The sequence below is a fragment of the bacterium genome, from assembly GCA_018812485.1.
Classification (GTDB): Bacteria; JAHJDO01; JAHJDO01; order JAHJDO01; family JAHJDO01; genus JAHJDO01.
The window spans coordinates 82800-103969 of sequence record JAHJDO010000033.1 but is presented as its reverse complement, the minus strand read 5'-3'; the positions used below and the strand labels follow the sequence as shown (position 1 = coordinate 103969).

General features: G+C 37.9%; 15 protein-coding genes and 1 tRNA gene. 5 read left to right on the top strand and 11 right to left on the bottom strand.

Annotated elements, in window-relative coordinates; all coding sequences use genetic code 11:
- The 3 genes from KKC91_02735 to KKC91_02725 form a co-directional block, all read left to right on the top strand.
- Positions 1-2303 (top strand): hypothetical protein (locus tag KKC91_02735; GenBank protein MBU0477467.1); only part of this gene is annotated, 2303 nt, incomplete at its 5' end.
- A 10-nt stretch (positions 2304-2313) separates the two neighbouring features.
- Positions 2314-3195: a hypothetical protein gene (locus KKC91_02730; protein ID MBU0477466.1), complete on the top strand. Its 882-nt coding sequence runs from the start codon at positions 2314-2316 to the stop codon at positions 3193-3195.
- Positions 3196-3205: 10 nt separating this feature from the next.
- On the top strand, positions 3206-4894 hold the full coding sequence (locus tag KKC91_02725) for a family 20 glycosylhydrolase (GenBank protein ID MBU0477465.1): 1689 nt from the start codon (positions 3206-3208) through the stop codon (positions 4892-4894).
- Here the strand turns inward: KKC91_02725 and KKC91_02720 are convergent.
- The 10 genes from KKC91_02720 to KKC91_02675 form a co-directional block, all read right to left on the bottom strand.
- A complete protein-coding gene (locus KKC91_02720) occupies positions 4891-6558 on the bottom strand; it encodes a hypothetical protein (protein ID MBU0477464.1) in 1668 nt (555 codons plus the stop codon). The two genes, KKC91_02725 and KKC91_02720, sit on opposite strands and share 4 nt — an antisense overlap.
- 434 nt (positions 6559-6992) lie before the next feature.
- A complete protein-coding gene (dut, locus tag KKC91_02715; protein ID MBU0477463.1) occupies positions 6993-7442 on the bottom strand; it encodes a dUTP diphosphatase in 450 nt (149 codons plus the stop codon).
- Positions 7443-7451: 9 nt separating this feature from the next.
- Complete coding sequence (gene pnp, locus KKC91_02710; GenBank protein MBU0477462.1) at positions 7452-9545, bottom strand: polyribonucleotide nucleotidyltransferase; 2094 nt, start codon at positions 9543-9545, stop codon at positions 7452-7454.
- 24 nt (positions 9546-9569) lie between these two features.
- Positions 9570-11249 (bottom strand): threonine--tRNA ligase, encoded by a 1680-nt coding sequence (gene thrS, locus KKC91_02705; GenBank protein MBU0477461.1) that lies wholly within the window; start codon positions 11247-11249, stop codon positions 9570-9572.
- 107 nt (positions 11250-11356) lie between these two features.
- Positions 11357-11433, bottom strand: a tRNA-Val gene (locus KKC91_02700).
- An 83-nt stretch (positions 11434-11516) separates the two neighbouring features.
- Positions 11517-12416, bottom strand: coding sequence for an FAD:protein FMN transferase (locus tag KKC91_02695; GenBank protein ID MBU0477460.1), 900 nt, complete (start codon positions 12414-12416; stop codon positions 11517-11519).
- 123 nt (positions 12417-12539) lie between these two features.
- The gene (locus KKC91_02690) at positions 12540-13319 is read right to left on the bottom strand and encodes a TIGR00282 family metallophosphoesterase (protein ID MBU0477459.1); all 780 of its coding nucleotides are present in this window, start codon (positions 13317-13319) and stop codon (positions 12540-12542) included.
- A gap of 17 nt (positions 13320-13336) precedes the next feature.
- On the bottom strand, positions 13337-14911 hold the full coding sequence (gene rny, locus KKC91_02685) for a ribonuclease Y (GenBank protein ID MBU0477458.1): 1575 nt from the start codon (positions 14909-14911) through the stop codon (positions 13337-13339).
- A gap of 268 nt (positions 14912-15179) precedes the next feature.
- Positions 15180-16139, bottom strand: coding sequence for an HD domain-containing protein (locus KKC91_02680; protein MBU0477457.1), 960 nt, complete (start codon positions 16137-16139; stop codon positions 15180-15182).
- Positions 16132-16830: a phosphoribosylanthranilate isomerase gene (locus tag KKC91_02675; GenBank protein ID MBU0477456.1), complete on the bottom strand. Its 699-nt coding sequence runs from the start codon at positions 16828-16830 to the stop codon at positions 16132-16134. Before KKC91_02675 ends, KKC91_02680 begins: the two co-directional genes overlap by 8 nt.
- Positions 16831-16915: 85 nt before the next feature.
- On the opposite strand from KKC91_02675, the gene KKC91_02670 reads away from it, so the two are divergent.
- Together KKC91_02670 and KKC91_02665 are read left to right on the top strand one after the other, a co-directional pair.
- Positions 16916-17896, top strand: coding sequence for a Gfo/Idh/MocA family oxidoreductase (locus tag KKC91_02670; protein ID MBU0477455.1), 981 nt, complete (start codon positions 16916-16918; stop codon positions 17894-17896).
- A 155-nt stretch (positions 17897-18051) separates the two neighbouring features.
- Positions 18052-18942 (top strand): serine protease, encoded by an 891-nt coding sequence (locus KKC91_02665; protein MBU0477454.1) that lies wholly within the window; start codon positions 18052-18054, stop codon positions 18940-18942.
- Positions 18943-19062: 120 nt separating this feature from the next.
- On the opposite strand, the gene topA is transcribed toward KKC91_02665, so the two are convergent.
- Positions 19063-21168: a type I DNA topoisomerase gene (topA, locus tag KKC91_02660; GenBank protein MBU0477453.1), complete on the bottom strand. Its 2106-nt coding sequence runs from the start codon at positions 21166-21168 to the stop codon at positions 19063-19065.
- Positions 21169-21170 lie beyond the last annotated feature (2 nt).

The window sequence follows — 21170 nt, the reverse complement described above, 5'->3', positions numbered from 1 at the left end:
TATCAGCGCATGATCAGGGTTGGCATGATAAAAGACCTACTGCTTCATCAGTTACAAAGCTTGAAAACCCGGGGAAATACAAATTTTTGTTTCTAGCTAAAGAGGAAGGGATAAATAAAAAAATCTCTATTCACTCAGCCAGTTCTTTTCAACAAATAGAGATAAAACTAATTTATCCCAAATATAAAGAAAAAGTGTCTCTATGGGTAGGAACAGATTCCGATGACCACAGGCATGACGAAAGTGGGCAGATGGAACATATTTTAGATGCTTTCAAAGATACGGAAATGGGAAACTATATTATTTTTCGTCCTACATTTGGAAGAACATATGCAAAACCAGCTTCGTCTGAAAGATGGAAAAGATGGATAAACTTTTGTAATGATAGAAATATTGTTTTTCGTATTGCAAACTGGCCTATTCAGGGTAATTCTGTTCCAGTAAAGTTTTTAAAAGATAATAAATGTTTTAAGGGGAGTCATGCCCATGAAGGGTATTGTTTCTTTCAGCGATTTCAAAATCAAGAAAAATTCACAAATACTATAATTCCGCATAAAATAAATGATGAAGAAGTAATTGAAATGCAAAAGTTCACACGGGCCAAAACACCTAAAGAAATACGCGATATCTATGTTGCTCATTTAAAAAGTGGAATAAAGGATTGCAATAGGCTTGGATTTGCCACGTCATGGGGTGAACCAAGTTTACTTGCAGGATATATTCCATTAAAAAAAGGAGATGTTATACAGGCAGAACCAGTAACTAATGTTTCCCTTTTATTTGGGATGGTAAGGGCAACGTGTCAGTTAAGAGGAAATATCTTTTGGGGCTCTCATATTGCTATTGACTGGTATCTGGGTTTTCCTCATAATGAATCGGCTTCAAGACGTTTCAATCTTTTACTCAATCTTGTCTATACTCATGGCGGTAATTACACTTATACGGAAAATTCACTCTTTAAAACTAACGCTTATGAACGTTTTGATGAAGAAGACGATTTTACAACAAATAATCGGAATATATTAAGAAATTTCTACAGAATTTCCCGACTTCATCCACGTTTTGGACAACCTCGTGTTGATCTTGCGGTAATTTATGGGAATCTAGAATACATGTTGTGGCTTCCTGGGGACAAAATGCCGGAAATCAGCGGTCCCCAAAAATGGAGAGGATGGAATACAACGTTCTGGGGTAAATGGAAAGAGAACAAACATATGTTTTCGTGGAAAGCAATTAATGGATGGCTGTCACCTTTGCCAATAGAGGAATACAAGGATAATCCTTCCATCCGCAAATTATTCTGTGGAACACCATATGGACAGGTTGATATTCCTCCGTCAGATATACCGTTAAAATCTCTTTGTAATTATAAATGTGTTGTTCTTCTTGGATGGAATACAATGACTGAAGAGCTTTATATACGGTTAAAGGAATATGTTGAAAGAGGTGGAATTCTTTATATAAGCGGCTGCCATTTTGATACACGTATTAACCCAGAAGCACAGCCTAGAATTTTTAGAAAAGGGAAAATAAGAGAGTTTATTGGAGCAGATATAAAAAGAGCAGGAAAGAAAATTAAGTTTATCAGAACAGAAAGAAATCTAGTTTTAGAAAAAAAGATTTATCAAGCACAGGAAGAGACCAGGATTTGTGAGCTTGTTAATTTAAATGCCCAAATCCTGGCTTCAGATCAGAATAAGAATCCTGTTCTTCTGGAGAATAAACTTGGAAGTGGTGTTGTTTATTTTGGTGCTTTTTATGATTTTCCCCAAGATGGACTTATAGAATTTAATCGGGATTTGCTTTCTTTTTTAGGAGAAAAAGTTAAGGAAGATTTTGGAATTGAAGGTAGTAAACTTATAAACTTTGTTATATGGAAAGAGGATTCTTCTGAATCTGTAATAGATGAAAGCGGCAGAATGTATCTTGTAAATGTAGATTGGAAGCTTCCACAGAACAAGGAGTTTTTTCTTGTTCGACTCTGGGGAAGGGAATATCCTTGCATGGTTACAGAAGGTCTTATTCGGGATGTGGTGTGGGCAGATAATATTGCGCTAAGTCTGGAATGCAAGGGAGTTCATATCTCCTCTTTGACTATATCACAGAACGGTAGTTACACGGCAGAGTTAAGGGGATTAGGAAAAGCAGAAATTACAGGATTCCTTAAAACGGGGAGAATAAAAAAAATAACCAATTCTAAAGGGGGAAAATATAAGTTAGGAAAAGCTAAAGAAAACAATAGGACTTTCTTCTTTTTCGTAGACGTAGAAGGGAATTTAAAAGTTGAAATAGATATTGTATAAGGGACTAACTATGGGAAAACATAAAAAAACTGGGAATGATGCAAAACGCATGTATTGGAAGGATCAGATGGAGAAAGCGTATACAATGATGATGGATGTGTGTAATTATCCAGTCGAGGAATGCATGGAACCATTAGTCTCATTGCAAGAGGCTGTTTTAGGGACAGAGTTAGATGTTGTATTTTCAACGACGAAAATTTCAAATAAATACAACCGCCTATTTTATCTTCGTGAAGGATTGATTGATGATTTTCTCAAAATAGCACAGGACATGAATGATAATGGCTGGGTATTGAAAGTGGAGGATGCATTTCGGACCCTTCAGATGCAAAGACATCTTGCACGCGCAGAGTACACCTTTGATGTTATTCTAAATCGTGTTATATGGGAATCCAAGGGGACTATCCCATCGTCTGATTTTCTTATGCGTCGTCTCACTGCTCTCGTTGCCACTACGGCTAAAATAGGAACACACATTTCTGGAAGCGCAATTGACATTTCTGTTCTGGATATGAATACGAGGCAAGAGATTGATAGAGGTGGTCCATATATAGAGCTTTCAGAATTAACGCCTATGAATTCTCCGTTTGTCTCTAGGAAAGCCCGGGAAAACCGCATTAAAATCACAAATATAATGAGCCGTAACGGTTTTACGGCCTACCCGTTTGAATTCTGGCATTATAGTAAAGGAGATGCTTATGATCACTATTTAAATAAAACTGGCAGGTCTGCTCGTTATGGGTCCGTAGACTGGAATCAGCGCACAAATACACTAAACCCTATTCATGATCCTTGTAAACCACTAATTACGCTTTGCGAAATTCAGGAACACATAAAAAAGGTAGTGGAACGATCCGATTTACAGAAAACAGATCGCTCTGTTATCTATTAAAGAGGAAATTATGACAATTATCCCCAGACCTAAGCATATAAAAATTTTACCGGGTAAGTTTTGTCTGCAAAAAGATACTGAAATCTTTGTTGAGAAAAAGTATATTCAAGAGACATTTTTTCTTCAGGAAAAGCTGAAGAAGATAACAGGATTTAATCTAAAAATAATATCGAAAGTTCAAGATAATTCCAAAAAAAACATCATCTTTCTTAAAATCCAAAAACCCCTTCCGCAAGTTCTCAAAAAAGAAGAGGGTTATATTATAAAAGCGACCCAGAATTTAGTTTCTCTTATAGCAGGAACAGATAAGGGGCTTTTCTATGCCTGTCAATCGTTGATAGACCTTATAGAAAAAGAAAACAATAAGTGGATTATTCCAGAATGCGAAATTCGGGATTGGCCGGATTTCCCGTGGCGCGGATTCATGATAGATTCAGCACGGCAATTCATACCTGTTGAGATAATAAAACGATATATAGATATTATGGCTCATAATAAATTAAACATTCTTCACATACATTTTTCTGATTCGCAGTCTTTCACAATAGAGAGCAAAAAATATCCATCCTTGAATAAAGATACACATAAAGATAGAGAACGAGGCGCTTATTCCAGGAAAGACATTAAGGAACTTACCTTGTATGCTGGGAAACATAAGATAGAAATTATTCCGGAGATAGATCTTCCCGGACATGCAACACATATACTGGAGCAGATTCCTGAGCTGCGATGTAATGTAAAGGAAGGAAAGGTAAGCGAATGGGTAGTATGTGCCGGAGCTGAAAAAACATATGAATTTATAGATAAACTGTTTGGCGAAATAGCCCATTTGTTTCCGTCAAAATATTTCCATATTGGAACGGATGAAATTGAGATGAAAGATATACCAGGGGAAACTACTTCATGGCAAAAATGCTACGTATGTAAAGACAGAATGAAAAAAGAAAAGCTTACCCGCTTCAGAGAATTATTTTATTATTTTGTCAACAGAACCAAAAAAATTCTAAAAAAATATGGTAAGCAAACTATGATGTGGAATGATACAATTGACATTGGAAAGCCACATAATATACCAAAAGATACCCTGATACATTTCTGGCGTATTGCAAAAAAAAATCGCGGACCAAGAAAAGGCTGCAGTTTATCAAAATTTCTGAAGGATGGATTTAAAGTTGTTAACTCGTTTTATCCTGAGACCTACATAAGAAAATATGTTAAGGAAGAAAGACTCCTGAGCTGGCATCCCGGAAAACGGCCTCCTGTGCCTGTAAAGTTCAGGAACTCTGTACTTGGAGGAGAGATGTGTGCATGGGGAGATGACAGAGGTTATGAGTTCTATGAAAGGGTTATCCCTTCCACATTGGCTCTTTTTGGAGACAGGGTATGGAATAGAGAAAAAGTAGAATATGTTGAACAATTCCGAACAGCTTTACCTAAGCATATATTTGGTCCACAATTACAAGATGAGTTAGATAATCTGTTTGAAGTGCTGGGAGCAATAATCCCTCCTCTTAAAATCGAAGTAAGAGCAAATATTGAAGGATCATTAAAAGGAAAAACAAAAAAAGAAAAGAAGAAAATCTATCAATCTACAGAGAAAACAATACGCAAAGAATTACAAGAAAAGAAAGTTTTTAACCTGCCCTATCTAAAAGAATATCTTAAGAGTGTTTGTTGGTTGAGAGAACAACGAGATTAAAATGAGTCTATGAGGATTTCTCTGCCTTTACTGCCTTTGAGGGGACCTACAATGTCTTCAGCTTCCATCATATCAATAAGTCTCGCCGCTCTTGCGTATCCGATCCTGAGACGGCGCTGCAAGACAGACGAGGAAGCCTGACGTGTATCTAAAACTACTTTGACTGCGTCTTCAAACAGTTCGTCTTTTTCAAATAATTCCTCTTGTCCATTTTCAACCCGAGGTTCTTCCAGAATCTCCTTCCTGTATGAAGGACTCGCCTGCTTCTTTAAGAAGTTAACCGTCCTTGATATTTCCTTATCAGATACAAAGCACGCCTGCGCCCTCACAGGCTTTGGTAAGCCGGCAGGCAGAAATAACATATCTCCTTTGCCAAGGAGAACCTCTGCTCCATTCATATCAAGAACAGTTCTGGAATCCACCTTAGAAGAAACCTGAAACGAGAGTCTACATGGAAAATTAGCTTTAATAACACCTGTTATTACATCAACAGAAGGTCTTTGAGTAGCCAGAATAATATGAATTCCAGCAGCTCTTGAGAGTTGCGCCAGTCTTGTAATTGACTCTTCAACATCTCTACGCGCCACACTCATTAAATCTGCTAATTCGTCAATAATTACAACAATATACGGGATGTTTTCCATATGTTCCTGGGATCCGTTTGATTCAGAAACTATCTTGTTATATCCTGTAATATTGCGTACACCTGCTTTTGCAAGCTTCTGATATCTATCCTCCATCTCTCCCACGATCCATTTCAAAGCATTAGCTGCTTTCTTTGCATCAGTTACTATTGGAGTTATAAGATGAGGGATATCTGAAAAAACAGCTAATTCCACCATTTTGGGATCTATCATCAGAAATTGAACTTCAGTTGGATATGCATTATATAACATGCTCATTATAAGACTATTAATACATACGGATTTGCCTGACCCAGTAGTTCCTGCAATTAAAATATGAGGCATATCCTCAATGTCTGCAACCAGGCATTCTCCCTGAATATCCTTTCCAAAAGCTAGTGCAAGTTTTGACTTAATATCCCTAAAAGCTTTTGATTCCAGTACTTCTCTCAGATACACAGGCTGTCTTTTCTTATTCGGAATTTCAATCCCTACAACGTCCTTTCCAGGAATTGGTGCAACAATACGCACGCTTTGTGCTTTGAGATTCAAGGCTATGTCATTTGCAAGGGAAACAATATTATGCACCTTTACGCCGGGCGCAGGCTGCAGTTCATAACTCGTAATAACAGGACCTTGATTGATCTGAGTAACCTTTGCCTCTATGCCAAAATCATGAAGTGTATGTTCCAGTATTTCAGAGTTTGAATCTAACATGCCTGCATCATCGCTCGCCATCTCAGACTCTGAAGGTAATTCTAATAGTGTTAATGGCGGTAACTGAAATACATCAGGATGAAATGAAGTAACAGTTTCTTTAGATGCAGGCTGCTTTTCTGAAACATTTTCTGTTTGAACTTGTTTTAGTCCTGTAGTTCTAATTTTTCTTATAACATTTCTATTAATAATTAAGTCCTTTTTTGAGAATTTGCGAACAATAAATGAACTAAAAACAGAGAGAGAAAACTCTGTACATAAAAGAAAACCTGAAATAAACACTGTTACTGTTACAATATAAGCTCCTGTTTGCTGCAGATACATTTTCAGCTGTTCTGCCAAAAAAACCCCTAATATGCCGCCTGCCTTAAACCTGTTTGTCAAAAGGAAAATTTTTAATGACGGCACATTGATCAGTGCAAATAAAGATGCTCCTCCACATAGAAGCAAAACTATTCCCAGTATTTTTACATATAGATTCTGTGACGGTTTCTGTCTGAATTTATTGATACTTGAAATAAAACTTATAAGAGGGATAAAATAGGCTGCAAATCCCAGAGCGAGAAAAAGCCCAAACCCAATATATGCCCCAGTTATACCAATATAATTATGCGCTGGACTATTAGGGGCTGATATATTAAATGCGATATCAGCTGAATCATAGGATTTTAAGCTAAGAAATACAAGGACGCTAAATGCAAGAAGCAGGACTCCGATTAAGTCGTTTCTCTGTTTTTCTTTTAAAAAGCCAAACAAGTTTATAATCCTGTATGTCCAAAACCTCCAGTATTCCTAGAGGTTTTGGTTAATTTATCAACATACACTAAATCAGCTCTATCGACCTTATTAATTACGAGCTGTGCTATCCGATCTCCCCTGCGAATTAAAAAATCCTTTTCCCCAAGATTCACCAGTATAACACCTACTTCGCCCCTGTAGTCTGCATCAATCGTACCAGGGCTGTTAACAATACTTATCCCATGTTTAAGAGCAAGACCGCTTCTTGGCCTGACCTGTCCCTCATATCCGGGTGGAATGCCTATTTGAACACCTGTAGGAACTAATTTAATTTCTCCCGGTTTTAAAACCATATCTTCCTTAACAGCGGCTGAGAGATCCATGCCGCTTGCACGCTCAGTCATATATTTAGGAAGCGGCATATCCTCTGCCCCAGGAATACGTGTTATCTCTACTTTTATTTCTTCCAAAACTAGCCCCTAATTATCTTGTTTTTCTTCATCCATTACTGCCTTGCGGCTTAGGTTGATTCTGCCCTGGGAATCTATTTCCATTACTTTGACAGTTAGCTTGTCTCCAACCTTAACCACATCATCGACGTTTTTTATATATGCATTAGATAATTGAGATACATGAATAAGTCCTTCCTGCCCTGGAAGTACTTCTGCAAATGCGCCAAAATTTGTAACTTTCTTTACTACGCTATCGTATGTTTTTCCCACTTCCACGTCTTCTACAAGTTTCTTAACAATATCAATAGCTTTGTCAAGCTGCTCCTTATCAGTGGAGGCAATAGATACCTTGCCTTGATCGTCAATATCAATCTTAACACCTGTATCCTGAACAATCTTTTTTATTGTTTTTCCACCAGGTCCAATGACTTTCCCGATTTTCTCAGTATTAACCTGCATTGTAAAAATCCTTGGTGCATATAGAGATATTTCTTTACGCGGTTCAGGAATCACAGATTCCATTTTATCAAGAATTTTTAAACGAGCTTCTTTTGCTTGACTCAGAGCTTTTTTCATAATCTCATGAGTAATACCTTCCATTTTTATATCCATCTGAAAAGCTGTTATTCCATCTCTGGTACCAGTAACTTTAAAATCCATATCTCCAATATGATCCTCCAGCCCGCTGATATCCGTGAGTACAACAAACCTGTCTTCTTCCTTTATTAAGCCCATTGCAACTCCTGCTACAGATTCTTTTATTGGTACCCCAGCATCCATAAGGGAAAGCACTCCTCCGCATACTGTTGCCATTGAAGAAGAACCATTTGATTCCAGAATATCCGATACTATTCTTACTGTGTAGGGAAATTTCTCAGAAGAAGGCATTATTGGCTTTATGGCACGTTCAGCAAGCGCGCCATGGCCTATTTCCCGCCTGCCTGGCCCCCTATTAGGCTTTGCTTCTCCAACACTAAATGGCGGGAAGTTATAATGCAGCATAAATGTTTTTTCAGATTCTTCTTTTAACCCATCCATAATCTGTCCATCCTCAGATGTGCCCAGTGTTGTTACTGACAGACTCTGTGTCTCCCCTCTTGTAAAAACCGCTGAGCCGTGCGTTCTTGGCAAAACACCAATCTCACAAGTAATAGGTCTAATCTCTTCAAGCGACCTGCCATCCACTCTTTTCCCATCATCCAAAATTTTTCTTCTTACTTCCTCTTTCTCTATCTTATCGAAAACATAAGATATTGCGTTCTCCTGTTCAAGGTATTTCTCTGAAAGCTCGTCCTTAATCTCAGTCAACAAATTATCTAAAAAATCCCTACGCTTGGATCTATCAGTCGTCTTGTTTGCCTGTAATATCTTGTCCACAGCTAATTCTTTTATAGCATTCTCCAATTCCTGTGGTATATTCATGATCTCAATTGTACGCTTAGTTTTGCCGCACTTAGCTATTAGTTCTTCAATTACTTCGGCAATCTTTACGATATGGGTATGCGCTACTTTTAAAGCATCTAAAGAGACCTCCTCCGATACTCCTTTCCCGTCCCCTTCTACCATTGTTATTGCATCCTTCGTGCCTGCAACAACGAAAGATAACTCGCTCTGTTCAATCTGTTCATATGACGGATTAATAATAAATTCATCGTTGATTCTGCTTACTCTTACTGCGCCAACCGGTTTAAAAAAAGGTATATCAGATATTCCAAGCGCTGCTGAAGCGCCAACTATTGCAAGAATATCAGGATCTGTAAATTCATCAGCAGACAAGACGGCTACCATAATCTGCAGCTCGTTCCTGAACATATCCGGAAAAAGAGGCCTTATCGGTCTATCTATCAGTCTTGAAGTCAAGATTTCTTTTTCCGTCGGTCTTCCTTCCCGTTTAAAAAATCCTCCGGGAATCTTTCCTGCAGCATATGTCTTTTCCCGATAATCAACAGATAACGGAAAATAATCCATGCCTTCTCTAGTTGTTTTAGAGCAAACAACTGTTGCAAGAATAACGGTATCACCACATCTAACTGTAACAGCTCCATCCGCCTGTTTTGCAAGCTTGCCTGTCTCTATAATTAAGTCTCTTTCGCCTACTTTTATTTCTACTTTCTCATTCATATCTTCCTCTTTCTTTTTTTATTGTCATTTTCTAATCTCTATTTGTTTCCTAATTTGGTTTATAAATTGCTTAATATCCATTCCCGTACAATCCCTATTTCCGTGTTTTCGAATAGACACTGTCTTCTCTTTAACTTCCCTGTCTCCTATTATAAGCATGTAAGGAATTTTATCCAGTTCTGATTCCCTTATTTTTAATCCTATTTTTTCATCTCTAGGATCAAGTTCTGCTCTTATTTGTTCCGCTTTCAACAGGCTCTGCATTTCTTTTGCATAAGGGACATTATCCTCTCCTATCGTCAATATTTTAACCTGAACAGGTGAAAGCCATACTGGAAAAGCTCCCCCATAATGCTCAATAAGAGTTCCCACAAACCTTTCCATGGAACCAAGAACAGTACGGTGAACCATCATTGCATAATGTTCTTTTCCATCTTCTCCAATGTAGGTAACATTAAAACGATGCGGCAGATTAAAGTCAAACTGCACAGTTGGCCCCTGCCACAATCTGCCAAGAGAGTCTTTCATTTTTACATCAATCTTTGGACCATAAAAAACTGCCTCTCCTTCTTCAACCATGTATGTTATATTCTTTCCTTTTAATACATCTTCAAGAGTACCTGTAGCTTTCTCCCAGTCTTCAATGCTTCCTGCAAATTTATTGCTTTTATCTCTTGTGCTCAAAAATACTTCATATTCAAATCCAAATATTTTCATCATATAGTCCATAAGTTCTATTACTTCTTTTATCTCATTTTTAAGCTGGTTGGGAGTGCAAAATATATGGGCATCATCCTGAGTAAAACCACGAACCCTCAGCATACCGTGAAGCACGCCTGATTTCTCGTATCTATAGACTGTGCCGAGCTCTGCATAGCGTATTGGCAGTTCTTTATAACTATGCAGTTTTGTTTTGTAAATCAATATATGTCCGGGACAGTTCATAGGCTTGATTATATAATCCTGAGAATCTATTTCCATTGGAGAATACATATTGTCCTTGTAAAAATCCAGATGTCCGCTGGTCTTCCACAAATTGATATTTGAGATATGAGGTATATTAACAAACTGATACCCGCGCTGCATATGCTCCTCATACCAGAAGTCTTCGATTACTCTGCGAATCATAGCTCCCTTTGGATGCCAGAAGATAAGCCCTGCGCCTGCTTCTTCATGTATGCTGTATAAATCAAGCTCTTTTCCAAGTTTCCTATGATCACGCTTTTTAGCCTCTATGAGTTTATTTACATACTTATCAAGTTCCTCTTTTGTATACCAGGCTGTCCCATATATCCTCTGAAGCATTTTATTTTTTTCATCTCCACGCCAATACGCGCCAGCAACACTAAGCAATTTAAATGCCTTTATGTCAGCAGCACTCTTAACATGTGGTCCACGACAGAGGTCAATAAAATCACCTGTCTTATACAAACTCACTTTCTCATCAGTAATCTCATCAAGCAGTTCTAATTTATATAATTCATCTCTTTTTTCAAATATCTCCTTAGCCTCATCCTTAGACACCTCAATCCGTTCAAAACATGTTTGCTTATCTATTATCTCCTGCATCTTGTTCTCAATCTTTTCAAAATCTTCTGGGACAAATGGAGTTTTTTTATCAAAATCGTAATAAAACCCGTCTTCAATAGCTGGCCCTATGCCTATCTTTGTGTTCGGATACAATTGCTGGACAGCTAAAGCCATTATATGTGCAGTACTATGGCGATAAATCGCCAATTTTGAATTTTGAATTTTGAATTCATAACCAAATCTTAATTAAAAATTAATAATTGCAGTCAAAAACTGCCTAATGGTGGGCGGTACTGGGCTCGAACCAGTGACCCCCTGCACGTCAAGCAGGTACTCTAACCAACTGAGCTAACCGCCCTTGGAAAAGCTGCGCTAGTATAACGAAAACGAATACTGTTTACAAGCCAAAAACTGGTTTGGAGTTGGAAATTAAGAATCCTTCTAATAATTAAGGACAAACTCCTTCATCCCAGACGATTTTATTAGATTTAAATTCCCGTCTTTTATAGTAATGATTAATGCTTCTATTCCTTTTAATTTTTCTATTAGTTCAATGCCCCTTTCCTCTCCAAGCACTGTTAGGGCTGTTGCCAAGCTATCGCAAGTCAGACAATCCGAGGATAACACAGAAACACTCACTATTTGATTATCTACTGGATAGCCGGTCCTTGGGTCAATTATGTGGGAATATCTCTTGCCATTCAGCATAAAAAATCTTTCATAATCCCCGGAGGTTGCAACTGCGCTATTTTCTAAGTCTATAAGTCCTATAATTTTATCCTTTACCCTGGGATGCTTTATCCCTATTTTCCACAGCTTCCCATCTTCCCGCTTGCCAATAGCTCTGATATCGCCTCCTGCATCAACAAGAGCCCCTTTAATATCATAGTTTTTAATAAGATCCATAGCCATATCTACTGCATATCCCTTAGCTAATCCACCCAAGTCAATTTTCATGCCTGCTTTATCGAACTTCACATTATTGTTTTTTATTAAAATATTTCTATATCCAACAAGAGATAAAGTATTTAGAATATTCTGTGTATTCGGAAATTCCTTTGTTTCTCTGGCATTAAGCCATAGATCAATTAATGGCTTACATGTAATGTCAAACGCGCCGTTTGATAACTCTGAAGTATAACGAGCTTTGTTTATCACATACAGAAGTTCTCTGCTGGCTTCTTGTTCCCCTGCCTTGTTCAGCAAGGACAGTTCACTATCTGGTTTATAGGCACTCATAATATCTTCTATTCTCGATATTTCTCTAAATCCAGCCTGTGCTGCTGAGCGTATCATTGTTCTGCTATTGCCAACAACAATTATATTTACTTCTGTGCCCATTAAGAATTTTGTTTCTTCATAACGGATGACTCGGGGAGAACAGTCTGTAACTAAGAAGACAGAGAACAAAAGAATGAGGGGAAATTTTGAATTTTGAATTTTGAATTTTGAATTAATAATTGTTTACAGCTTCTTGCTTATTCTCTTAATAGATAGCGCTTTCCCAGAATCATAATCCGCTTCAATAATTACCCCATTCAGCCAGATATCCTCTGAAGCGGCTTCAATTTTTACCGGAACTTGTGTTAGAAAACGCTGAAAAACAGAATCTTTTTTTGCTCCTATTATTGAATCGTGAGGACCAGTCATTCCAGCATCTGTAATATAGGCTGTGCCCTTAGGAAAAATCTTTTCATCAGCGGTTTGAACATGTGTATGGGTTCCTATTACTGCAGTAACTTTACCATCTAAGTATCTACCTAAAGCCATCTTTTCAGATGTTGCTTCAGCATGAAAATCTATAATATTTACCGTTGTTTTCTTTTTTAATTCTCTTATTTCTCTCTCCGCTACCTTAAAAGGGCAGTCCAAAGGCTTCATAAAAACACGTCCCATAAGATTTGTGATTCCAATTATATACCCTTTTTTACTTTTAAATGTTGTAGAACCAATCCCTTTGACTCCATCAGGATAGTTCGCTGGCCGCAGTATTCTCTTATCAGTGTCCAAAGCACTTAGTATATCCTTATTGCTCCATATGTGATTACCTGATGTTATAATATCTATTCCAGAGGAAAAAAGTTGATTGGAGATTTTCTGTGTAATGCCAGTGCCTCCTGCAGCGTTCTCTCCATTTGCGATACATACATCTATGCTATTTGTATTCAATAAGGCTGGAACAAGTTTCTCTATCGCACAACGTCCAGCCTTGCCAACCACATCCCCGATGAAAAGAATTCTAATCTTAGCCAATTTTCTACCTATTTTGCATAATCAACTACTCTAGTCTCGCGAATTAAAGTAATCTTGATCTGCCCTGGATAATTCAAGTTTTTTTCTATTTTCTTACTTATATCCTGCAAAAGTTTAACACTTTCTTTATCACTTATCTTATCAGGTTCAACCATGACTCTAATCTCTCTACCAGCGTTGATCGCATATGTTTTATTAACACCTGGAAATGATGTTGCAATACTTTCTAATTCTTCCAACCGCTTTACATATTTTTCGAATGTTTCGCGTCTCACACCAGGCCGTGATGCAGAGATTGCATCAGCTGCCTGAATAAGCACAGAAAGAATGGTATTTGTTGGCTTTTCCTCATGATGTGAAGCAATTGCATAAACTATCTTATCTGACTCACCACATTTCCTTGCCAAATCTGCACCTATCTGTGCGTGCGTACCTTCCACTTCATGGTCCACAGACTTACCTATATCATGCAAGAGACCTGCACGTTTTGCTGTCTTTATATCCTGACCTAATTCTGCAGCCATTGCCCCTGCCAGATAAGCTGCTTCCTTTGAATGCTGCAATACATTCTGTCCATAACTTGTCCTATACTTCAGACGCCCAATCAGTTTTATTTCTTCTGAGTTAAGTCCTTGAACTCCAACTTCCAAGGCAGCCTGTTCTCCGGCTTCCTTAATAGAAAATTGAACTTCTTTATCGGCTTTTTCTACAACTTCTTCTATTCTACCAGGGTGAATCCTTCCGTCCGCAATAAGTTTTTCTAAAGCAACTTTTGCAATCTCTCTTCTTATAGGATCAAAACCCGAAAGTATAACCGCTTCTGGAGTGTCATCAACAATAATATTTATACCTGTTGCAGTCTCAAACGCCCGGATATTTCTCCCTTCACGACCAATGATACGTCCTTTCATCTCCTCGTTTGGCAAAGATACAACAGATACTGTAGATTCAGTGGTGTATTCTGCGGCGCATCTCTGAATTGCTGTAGCTATGATTTCCTTGGCCTTTTTTTGGGCATTCTCCAGAGACTCGTCTTCTATTTTCTTTGCTAAAAGCGCTGCGTCATATTTAGCTTCTTCAGCTATTTTGGCAAGAAATACTTCTCTAGCTTTTTCTGGGGTGAGTCCGGAAATTCTTTGAAGGCTGCTTTTTTCTTCTTCTAAGGTTCGAGTAAGTTCTATTTGTCTTCTACTTAGGTCTTCTGTTTTTCGTCTTATGCCGTTTTCTTTCTCTGCAATCTCCCGTTCTCTTCTCTCCCACAGGTCAACCTTTCTATCTAAATTTGATTCCTTTTGGCCTATCTTACTCTCAAGAGCATGAAGTTCCTTTGTTTTTGCACTTGTCTCTTGCTCAAATGAAGATCTTAACTTATACAGCTCACCTTTTGCTTCTAGATCCAACTCCTTCCGCTTTGTCTCAATCTCTTTTTCTGCATCTTTAAGTATTCTCTCAACACACTCTTCTGCTCTCCTTATCTTTGATTCAGCTGCATATTTTCTATATACATATCCTGCTGCTCCAAAGCCAAGCCCAACTCCTGCACTTACAAGCCAAAAAATATAACTACTTAACAGGCTAATCATAATGCTCTTACCCCCTTATAATAAACACATAGGAGCTACATGCATCAGATCCTTCTTGCATTTTAATGTCTCTCTGCTTTCCTCTTTTTAATCTCTTAAATCTCCTTAATCTATATTACTTTTTCTATTAAATGCTTAGAAAAATCCGATAATCTTTATAGCTTTCCCTACGGTTAGTTAAATAAATATTTTTATTAAACTACACTTGGATTGATTCTATATTTGGAGGGTTTTAAAGTCAAGGAGAATCCTGAGATTGAGCTCTCTGTCAGCCAATATTACTGTCCTTATAGAGCATTTTATTATCAAACATAAAACTGCGGCTTGTCCACTTTTTATCCGGCTCCTGAGACTTTTCTACCATTCCTTGAAAGCCCGATATCTTTGCATCCATATCATCCAGATAATGAAGTATAACTGCTTCTAGTACCTTCGGCTTCTTGGGTGATCCCCATTCATACTGCCCATGATGACTGAGAAGCATATGTTCAAGCAGCATTTCCAATTCCGCTGGAAACTGGGAAATCTCAGCTATCTTCGACTTTACCATTTGTGTTCCTATTACAATATGGCCTATCAATCTGCCCCTATCCGTATAATCAAAGGCATGTGAATATTCATACTCATATATCTTGCCAATATCGTGTAAAATGGCACCTGCCATGAGAAGGTCTTTATTAATGTTTTTATAATACTTATCTATTTCCATGCACATACTGGCCACTGACAAAGTATGTTCCAGCAATCCGCCAATATAGTAATTATGCATTTTTATCGATGCTGGTGCCTTTTTGAATAACTCGCTATATTCCTCCACTGCAAAGACTGCATGCAGCAAATTCTTAAGCCACTTATTTTTGATACTATCAATTATGCTGACAATTTGGTTAAACATTATGTCTATGTCCTTATCAGTCTTTGGCAGAAAATCATCAATATCTATTTCATTTTCATTAACCTTCTGAATCTGTTTAATATTTATCTGTAACATATTCTGAAAACTTTCCGCTATGCCAATAACCCTTACAAAATCATTATCCTTAAATAACTGGGACATTTCTTCTGCCTTATCCCAAATTCTTCCCACGATCTCTCCTGATTTATCTACAAGTTCAAATGCAAGATAGGATTTATTGTTTTTTGTTATCCTCATGTGCTTATTTCGCACAATAAATACACTGTCAATCCTATCATCAATCCTGAGTTCAACTGCGTATTGTTTAGCCATGTTCTTCAATCCTCCTCACTATTTTTACTAACTCCCTGACTTTTACAGGATCTTTTATTCCTTTTTCTTTTTCCACACCGCTTGCAACATCAATACCATAGGGATTGACTTGGTTTATAGCATCCTTGACATTAGAAGGCGTTATTCCTCCTGCAAGGAACAGAGGTACATCCAGATTTTTAAAGAGCTCAACTACTGTGTTCCAATTAGAAATCTTGCCTGTTCCACCATGTTGAACACTGCTTCCAGATTTATAAACCGTATCAATGAGAATTGCATCAGCTCCTTTATTCATATAGGCATTTATTCTTATTCTCATATCCTTGATATTGGTATCAATGCCCTGTTCTGAAGACGGCAGATGCAGGGATTTCCATACCATTACATCCGGGATTTTTGATTTTATCTCTGCCACCAGCTCCTGTTTTTCCTGACTGAGCAGTTGAAACGCATACGGCTTCAATCTATTATATGCAATTTTAATTTCTTTGAATGTAGGTTGCCATAAAAGGACAACAACGGGGATTCTTGCTCTTAGACATAAACTTTCCGCTTTTTTCCCGTCAACGCTACGTGGAGAAGCAGCAACATTGAGCAAAATCCCTGCATAGTCAGCACCCGAGGATGAAACTAGTTCTATATCCTTAAGATTTGTAATACCGCAAATTTTAATTTTAGGGGTTGCAAGCATAGTTTTTTATAGCAAATAGTTCTATTCCCTGTCAAGTTATGGTAGAATCAGGATTTGGAATTAAAAAATTTGAGGAGAGATAAAAATGCTTAAAGCCGGAATAGTTGGTATGGGACATATGGGAGAGAGACACATTAATAGCTATAAGAATATAGATAATGTGGAGGTTGGGGCAGTTAATGATGTGCGGATTAATGAATTAAAAAAGAAGTTTGATCTTGAAGGGATTAAAACATACGAAAAATTTGAGAATCTGCTGAATGATAAAGACATAGACTTTGTTGACATATGCTTGCCCACATTTCTTCACAAGGAATATACAATTAAAGCACTTGATGCAGGCAAGCATGTAATTTGTGAAAAACCTATGGCTATGAATGTTGAGGAATGTGACGCAATGATTGAAGCCCAGAAAAAAAGCAATAAATTTCTCATGATTGCACAATGCCTCAGATTCTGGCCGGAATATGAAATACTTAAGGATTATGTTTCTAAGAATAAGTTTGGCAGGCTTCTGTCATTATATCTGCTTCGAGCATGCCAAACCCCTTCATGGTCATGGAATAATTGGCTGGCACAGGGAAGTAAAAGCGGTGGAGCAATACTGGATCTGCACGTTCATGACGTGGATATGGTGAATTATCTATTAGGTATGCCAGAAGCTGTCTATAGTGTTGGAGCAAATGCAATAGAGGGCGGCGGAATTGATATATTGTCAACACAGTACTTATACGATAAAGATATTGTTGTAACAGTGGATTGCAACTGGGTTGTCTCTGGAGGATTTGGATTCGAGATGAGTTACAGAGCATGTTTTGAAGAAGGCACTATTATTTTCTCTTCCAAGAACAATCCCAAAGTTACAGTATATCCAAAAGGCAAAGATCCTTTCATTCCTGAACCTGGAACAAAAGACGCATACGAAAAAGAGCTATCGTATTTTGCAGACTGTATAGAAAAAGGCAGAAATCCTGAAATAGTTACTCCCAAAAGTGCTCGAGATACAATAAAAATAGTAACTGCTGAACTGAAATCGATAGAATCTAAAGAAAGGGTTCTGGTTTGAAAAGTTCGGCGTTTTCCGACTTGGCGGAGGAATCCAGTATTTTCACATAAAAATCCTTTGACATATATAAAATTATTCACTACCTTGAATACAATAAAGGTAACTATTCAATGATATATGTTAGGAAGCATAAAATTAAAGAGAGGAAATATAAAATGAGAAGTTTATTGAGTGCTTGTATTTTTGTTTTTTTATTTCACTCTGTTTCTTTTGCTATATCGATAGATGATTTGAGCAAAACTGTTGTTTTTCTTCGGCAACAATCACAGCAAAAAGTGGAGGTAGATGGGAAGCTTGCCGAGGTGTGGTTCCGTTACCCTGGCACTGAAGATTTTAAACCGATGATAAAATCTAATGGAGGATCGGGTTTTATTCTTAGATATAAAAAAAGAGATTACCTCGTAACGGCTAAACACGTTGCAGAATCACTTTCACCAACAGGTGAAATTGTTATGAATCTGCCTGAAGGAAAAAGTGCGAGCATCACGTTTCAGTGGCTATTGCAAGAAAACATAATAAAGGGAGCACATTGGTTTCACCACCCAAAAGCTGATATATCTGTTCACCCTGTAGCTTATAATAATAGTTTCGACATTTTAGCCATAAGCGAAGATCTTTATCCGAAGCAAGCCACAGAGATAATATTGCTTAACTCGGCATATATTGTGGGGTTCCCATTGGGTTTGGGCGTTCTAGAAAAACTAAGCCCTGTTGCAAAGGAGGCTAAGGTGGCTAGCAAATTAACATCTATAGACAACCCTAGCATCTCACCTGATCTTCATTTCATCCTCCTTGACCAAGCACTTTCTCAAGGATACAGCGGAGCGCCCGTATTTTATATAGAAGATATTATGTCTGGAATATCGATTGGTAATCAACAGATGAAGGGTGGTGAAAAATTACACTTGCTGGGTTTACAGAGCAGTGCACTCTCCGACAAAACAGGCGGTAAATTTTCTTTGGTCGTCCCTATTTCATATATTTGGGACATATTGGAATCCCAAGAGTTTCGCACTTATGAAAACAAATTAGAAACCAAGGAATAGTATCTGATTTTCCCAACAAGTCAGTGGAGAGGGACTATACCAGCACTGATGACGCGCTGTCAGCCCCTCACTTCCAACGTTGTAAGCAATATATGGAAGAAAAAACGGAGAAATAAAACCTTACTTATTTGATTTTGGCAGAGGTTTTGCGTTTTTGCATTTAGGATAGCCACTGCACGCTAAGAATTTTTGTCCTCGCCGGTTTGTTTTTATCAGCATTTTGCTTCCGCACTTTTCGCAAACCTGATCCGATTCTTCAGGAGGCTTTCTTTCTACGATCTTTCCGTCCTTATCAAGACTCTTTGTGTTCCTGCATTTAGGATAGCTGCTGCATGCCAGAAATTGCCCGCCTCTGGATGTTCTTATCAGCATAGAGCTCCCGCATTTCTCGCACTTATATTCGGTTTCCTGCGTAGGCATGTCTTTTATCAATGGATCATCATTTCCAAAAGATTTTGTTTCTTTGCACTTTGGAAACGCGCTACATGCGTAGAATTTTCTGCCAAATCTCCATCTAATAACCATGGGACTCCCGCACTTTTCACATTTCACATTGGTCTTTTCCGGAGTTTCAGCTTGTGTAAGGTTCTTTTCAAAATGCACATAAAACTGCTTAAGCACATCAAGCCAGTCTTTTTTGCCGCTTTCAATCAGGTCTAGAAGCGATTCCATATCTGCGGTAAACTTTATATCAAGGATGTCAGAGAATTTTTCAATTAAAAAATTATTTGTAAGTACTCCGGTATTTGTAGGATGAAAGAATCCTTTTATCTTTGTTACGTATTTTCTGTTCTGTATAGTATTAATTGTCGGCGCATAAGTGGAAGGTCTTCCTATTCCTTTCTCATCCAATACGCGTATCAAGGTGCCTTCTGTATATCGGGAAGGCGGCTTTGTGAAATGTTGTTCAGGTAATAGCTTTATCAATTTCAATATATCACCTTCTTTTAGCAAAGGGAGTTTTGTCTCGTCTTCTTTAGTGTCATTTCCGTGAATTGCCATATATCCATGAAATAAGACAGTTGATCCTGAAGCAGTGAATATATAGTCGCCTGCTTTAATTTCTGCTGTTGTGGACTGAACGACTGCAGGCGCCATCTGGCTTGCAATAAATTTATTCCATATAAGCTTGTACAGCTTGAACTGATCATCTGTAAGGAATTTTTTGATTTTTTCAGGATCTCTTGAAGCGCTTGTTGGACGAATTGCTTCATGTGCGTCTTGCGCTGTTTTTTTGCTTTTGTAAAAATTAGGTTTAGATGGCAGATACTTCTCTCCATATTTATTTTTTATGTAATTTCTTACCTCATTAATAGCCTCCCCTGATACACGCACAGAATCCGTACGCATATAAGTAATCAGTCCTGCTGTACCTTCACCCGTTTCCAGCCCTTCATAGAGTTGCTGCGCGATTCTCATGGTTCTTGTAGATGAAAAGTGCAATTTTGAACTTGCCTCCTGCTGAAGTCTGCTTGTTATGAATGGAGGAGAAGCAGGTTTTTTCTGAGTTTTTGTATCTACCTTAGATACAACAAATTCCGCATTTTTAACATTTTCAGCTATCTTGTCTGCCTGTGCTTTATTTGTAACCTTAAGCTTAGATAACTTTGCTCTCAAATTTTCGCTGGCAGAAGTTTTAAGATCTACTATTATTGCCCAATACTCTTCGGACTTGAATTTCTGAATCTCTCTCTCCCTGTCAATTATAATTCTTACTGCAACAGACTGAACTCTTCCGGCACTTAAGTTTCTTCCCACTTTTTTCCATAAAACAGGACTGATTTTATATCCTACAACCCTGTCCAGAATTCTTCTTGCCTGCTGAGCATTTACTTTATCCATTTTAATATCTGAGGGATTATTAAAAGCAGCCTTTACTGAAGATGAGGTAATTTCATGGAGCAGGACACGCAACCCCTTTTTATTCTTGCATATTGAGTTTTTTAAATGCCATGATATTGCTTCGCCCTCTCTGTCCGGGTCAGTTGCAAGATAGACTACATCAGATTTCTGCGCTTGCGCGGCTAGTTCCTTAAGGATTTTTTGTTTGCCCTTTATGACAACATACTTAGGATTAAAATCATGCTCGATATCTACTCCGAATTCTTTTGCAGGCAAGTCTATAATATGTCCCATGGATGCTTTTACGACAAAATTGGAACCTAAATATCGGTTGATCGTTTTTGCCTTTGCAGGCGATTCAACAATGACAAGTGATTTAGACATGC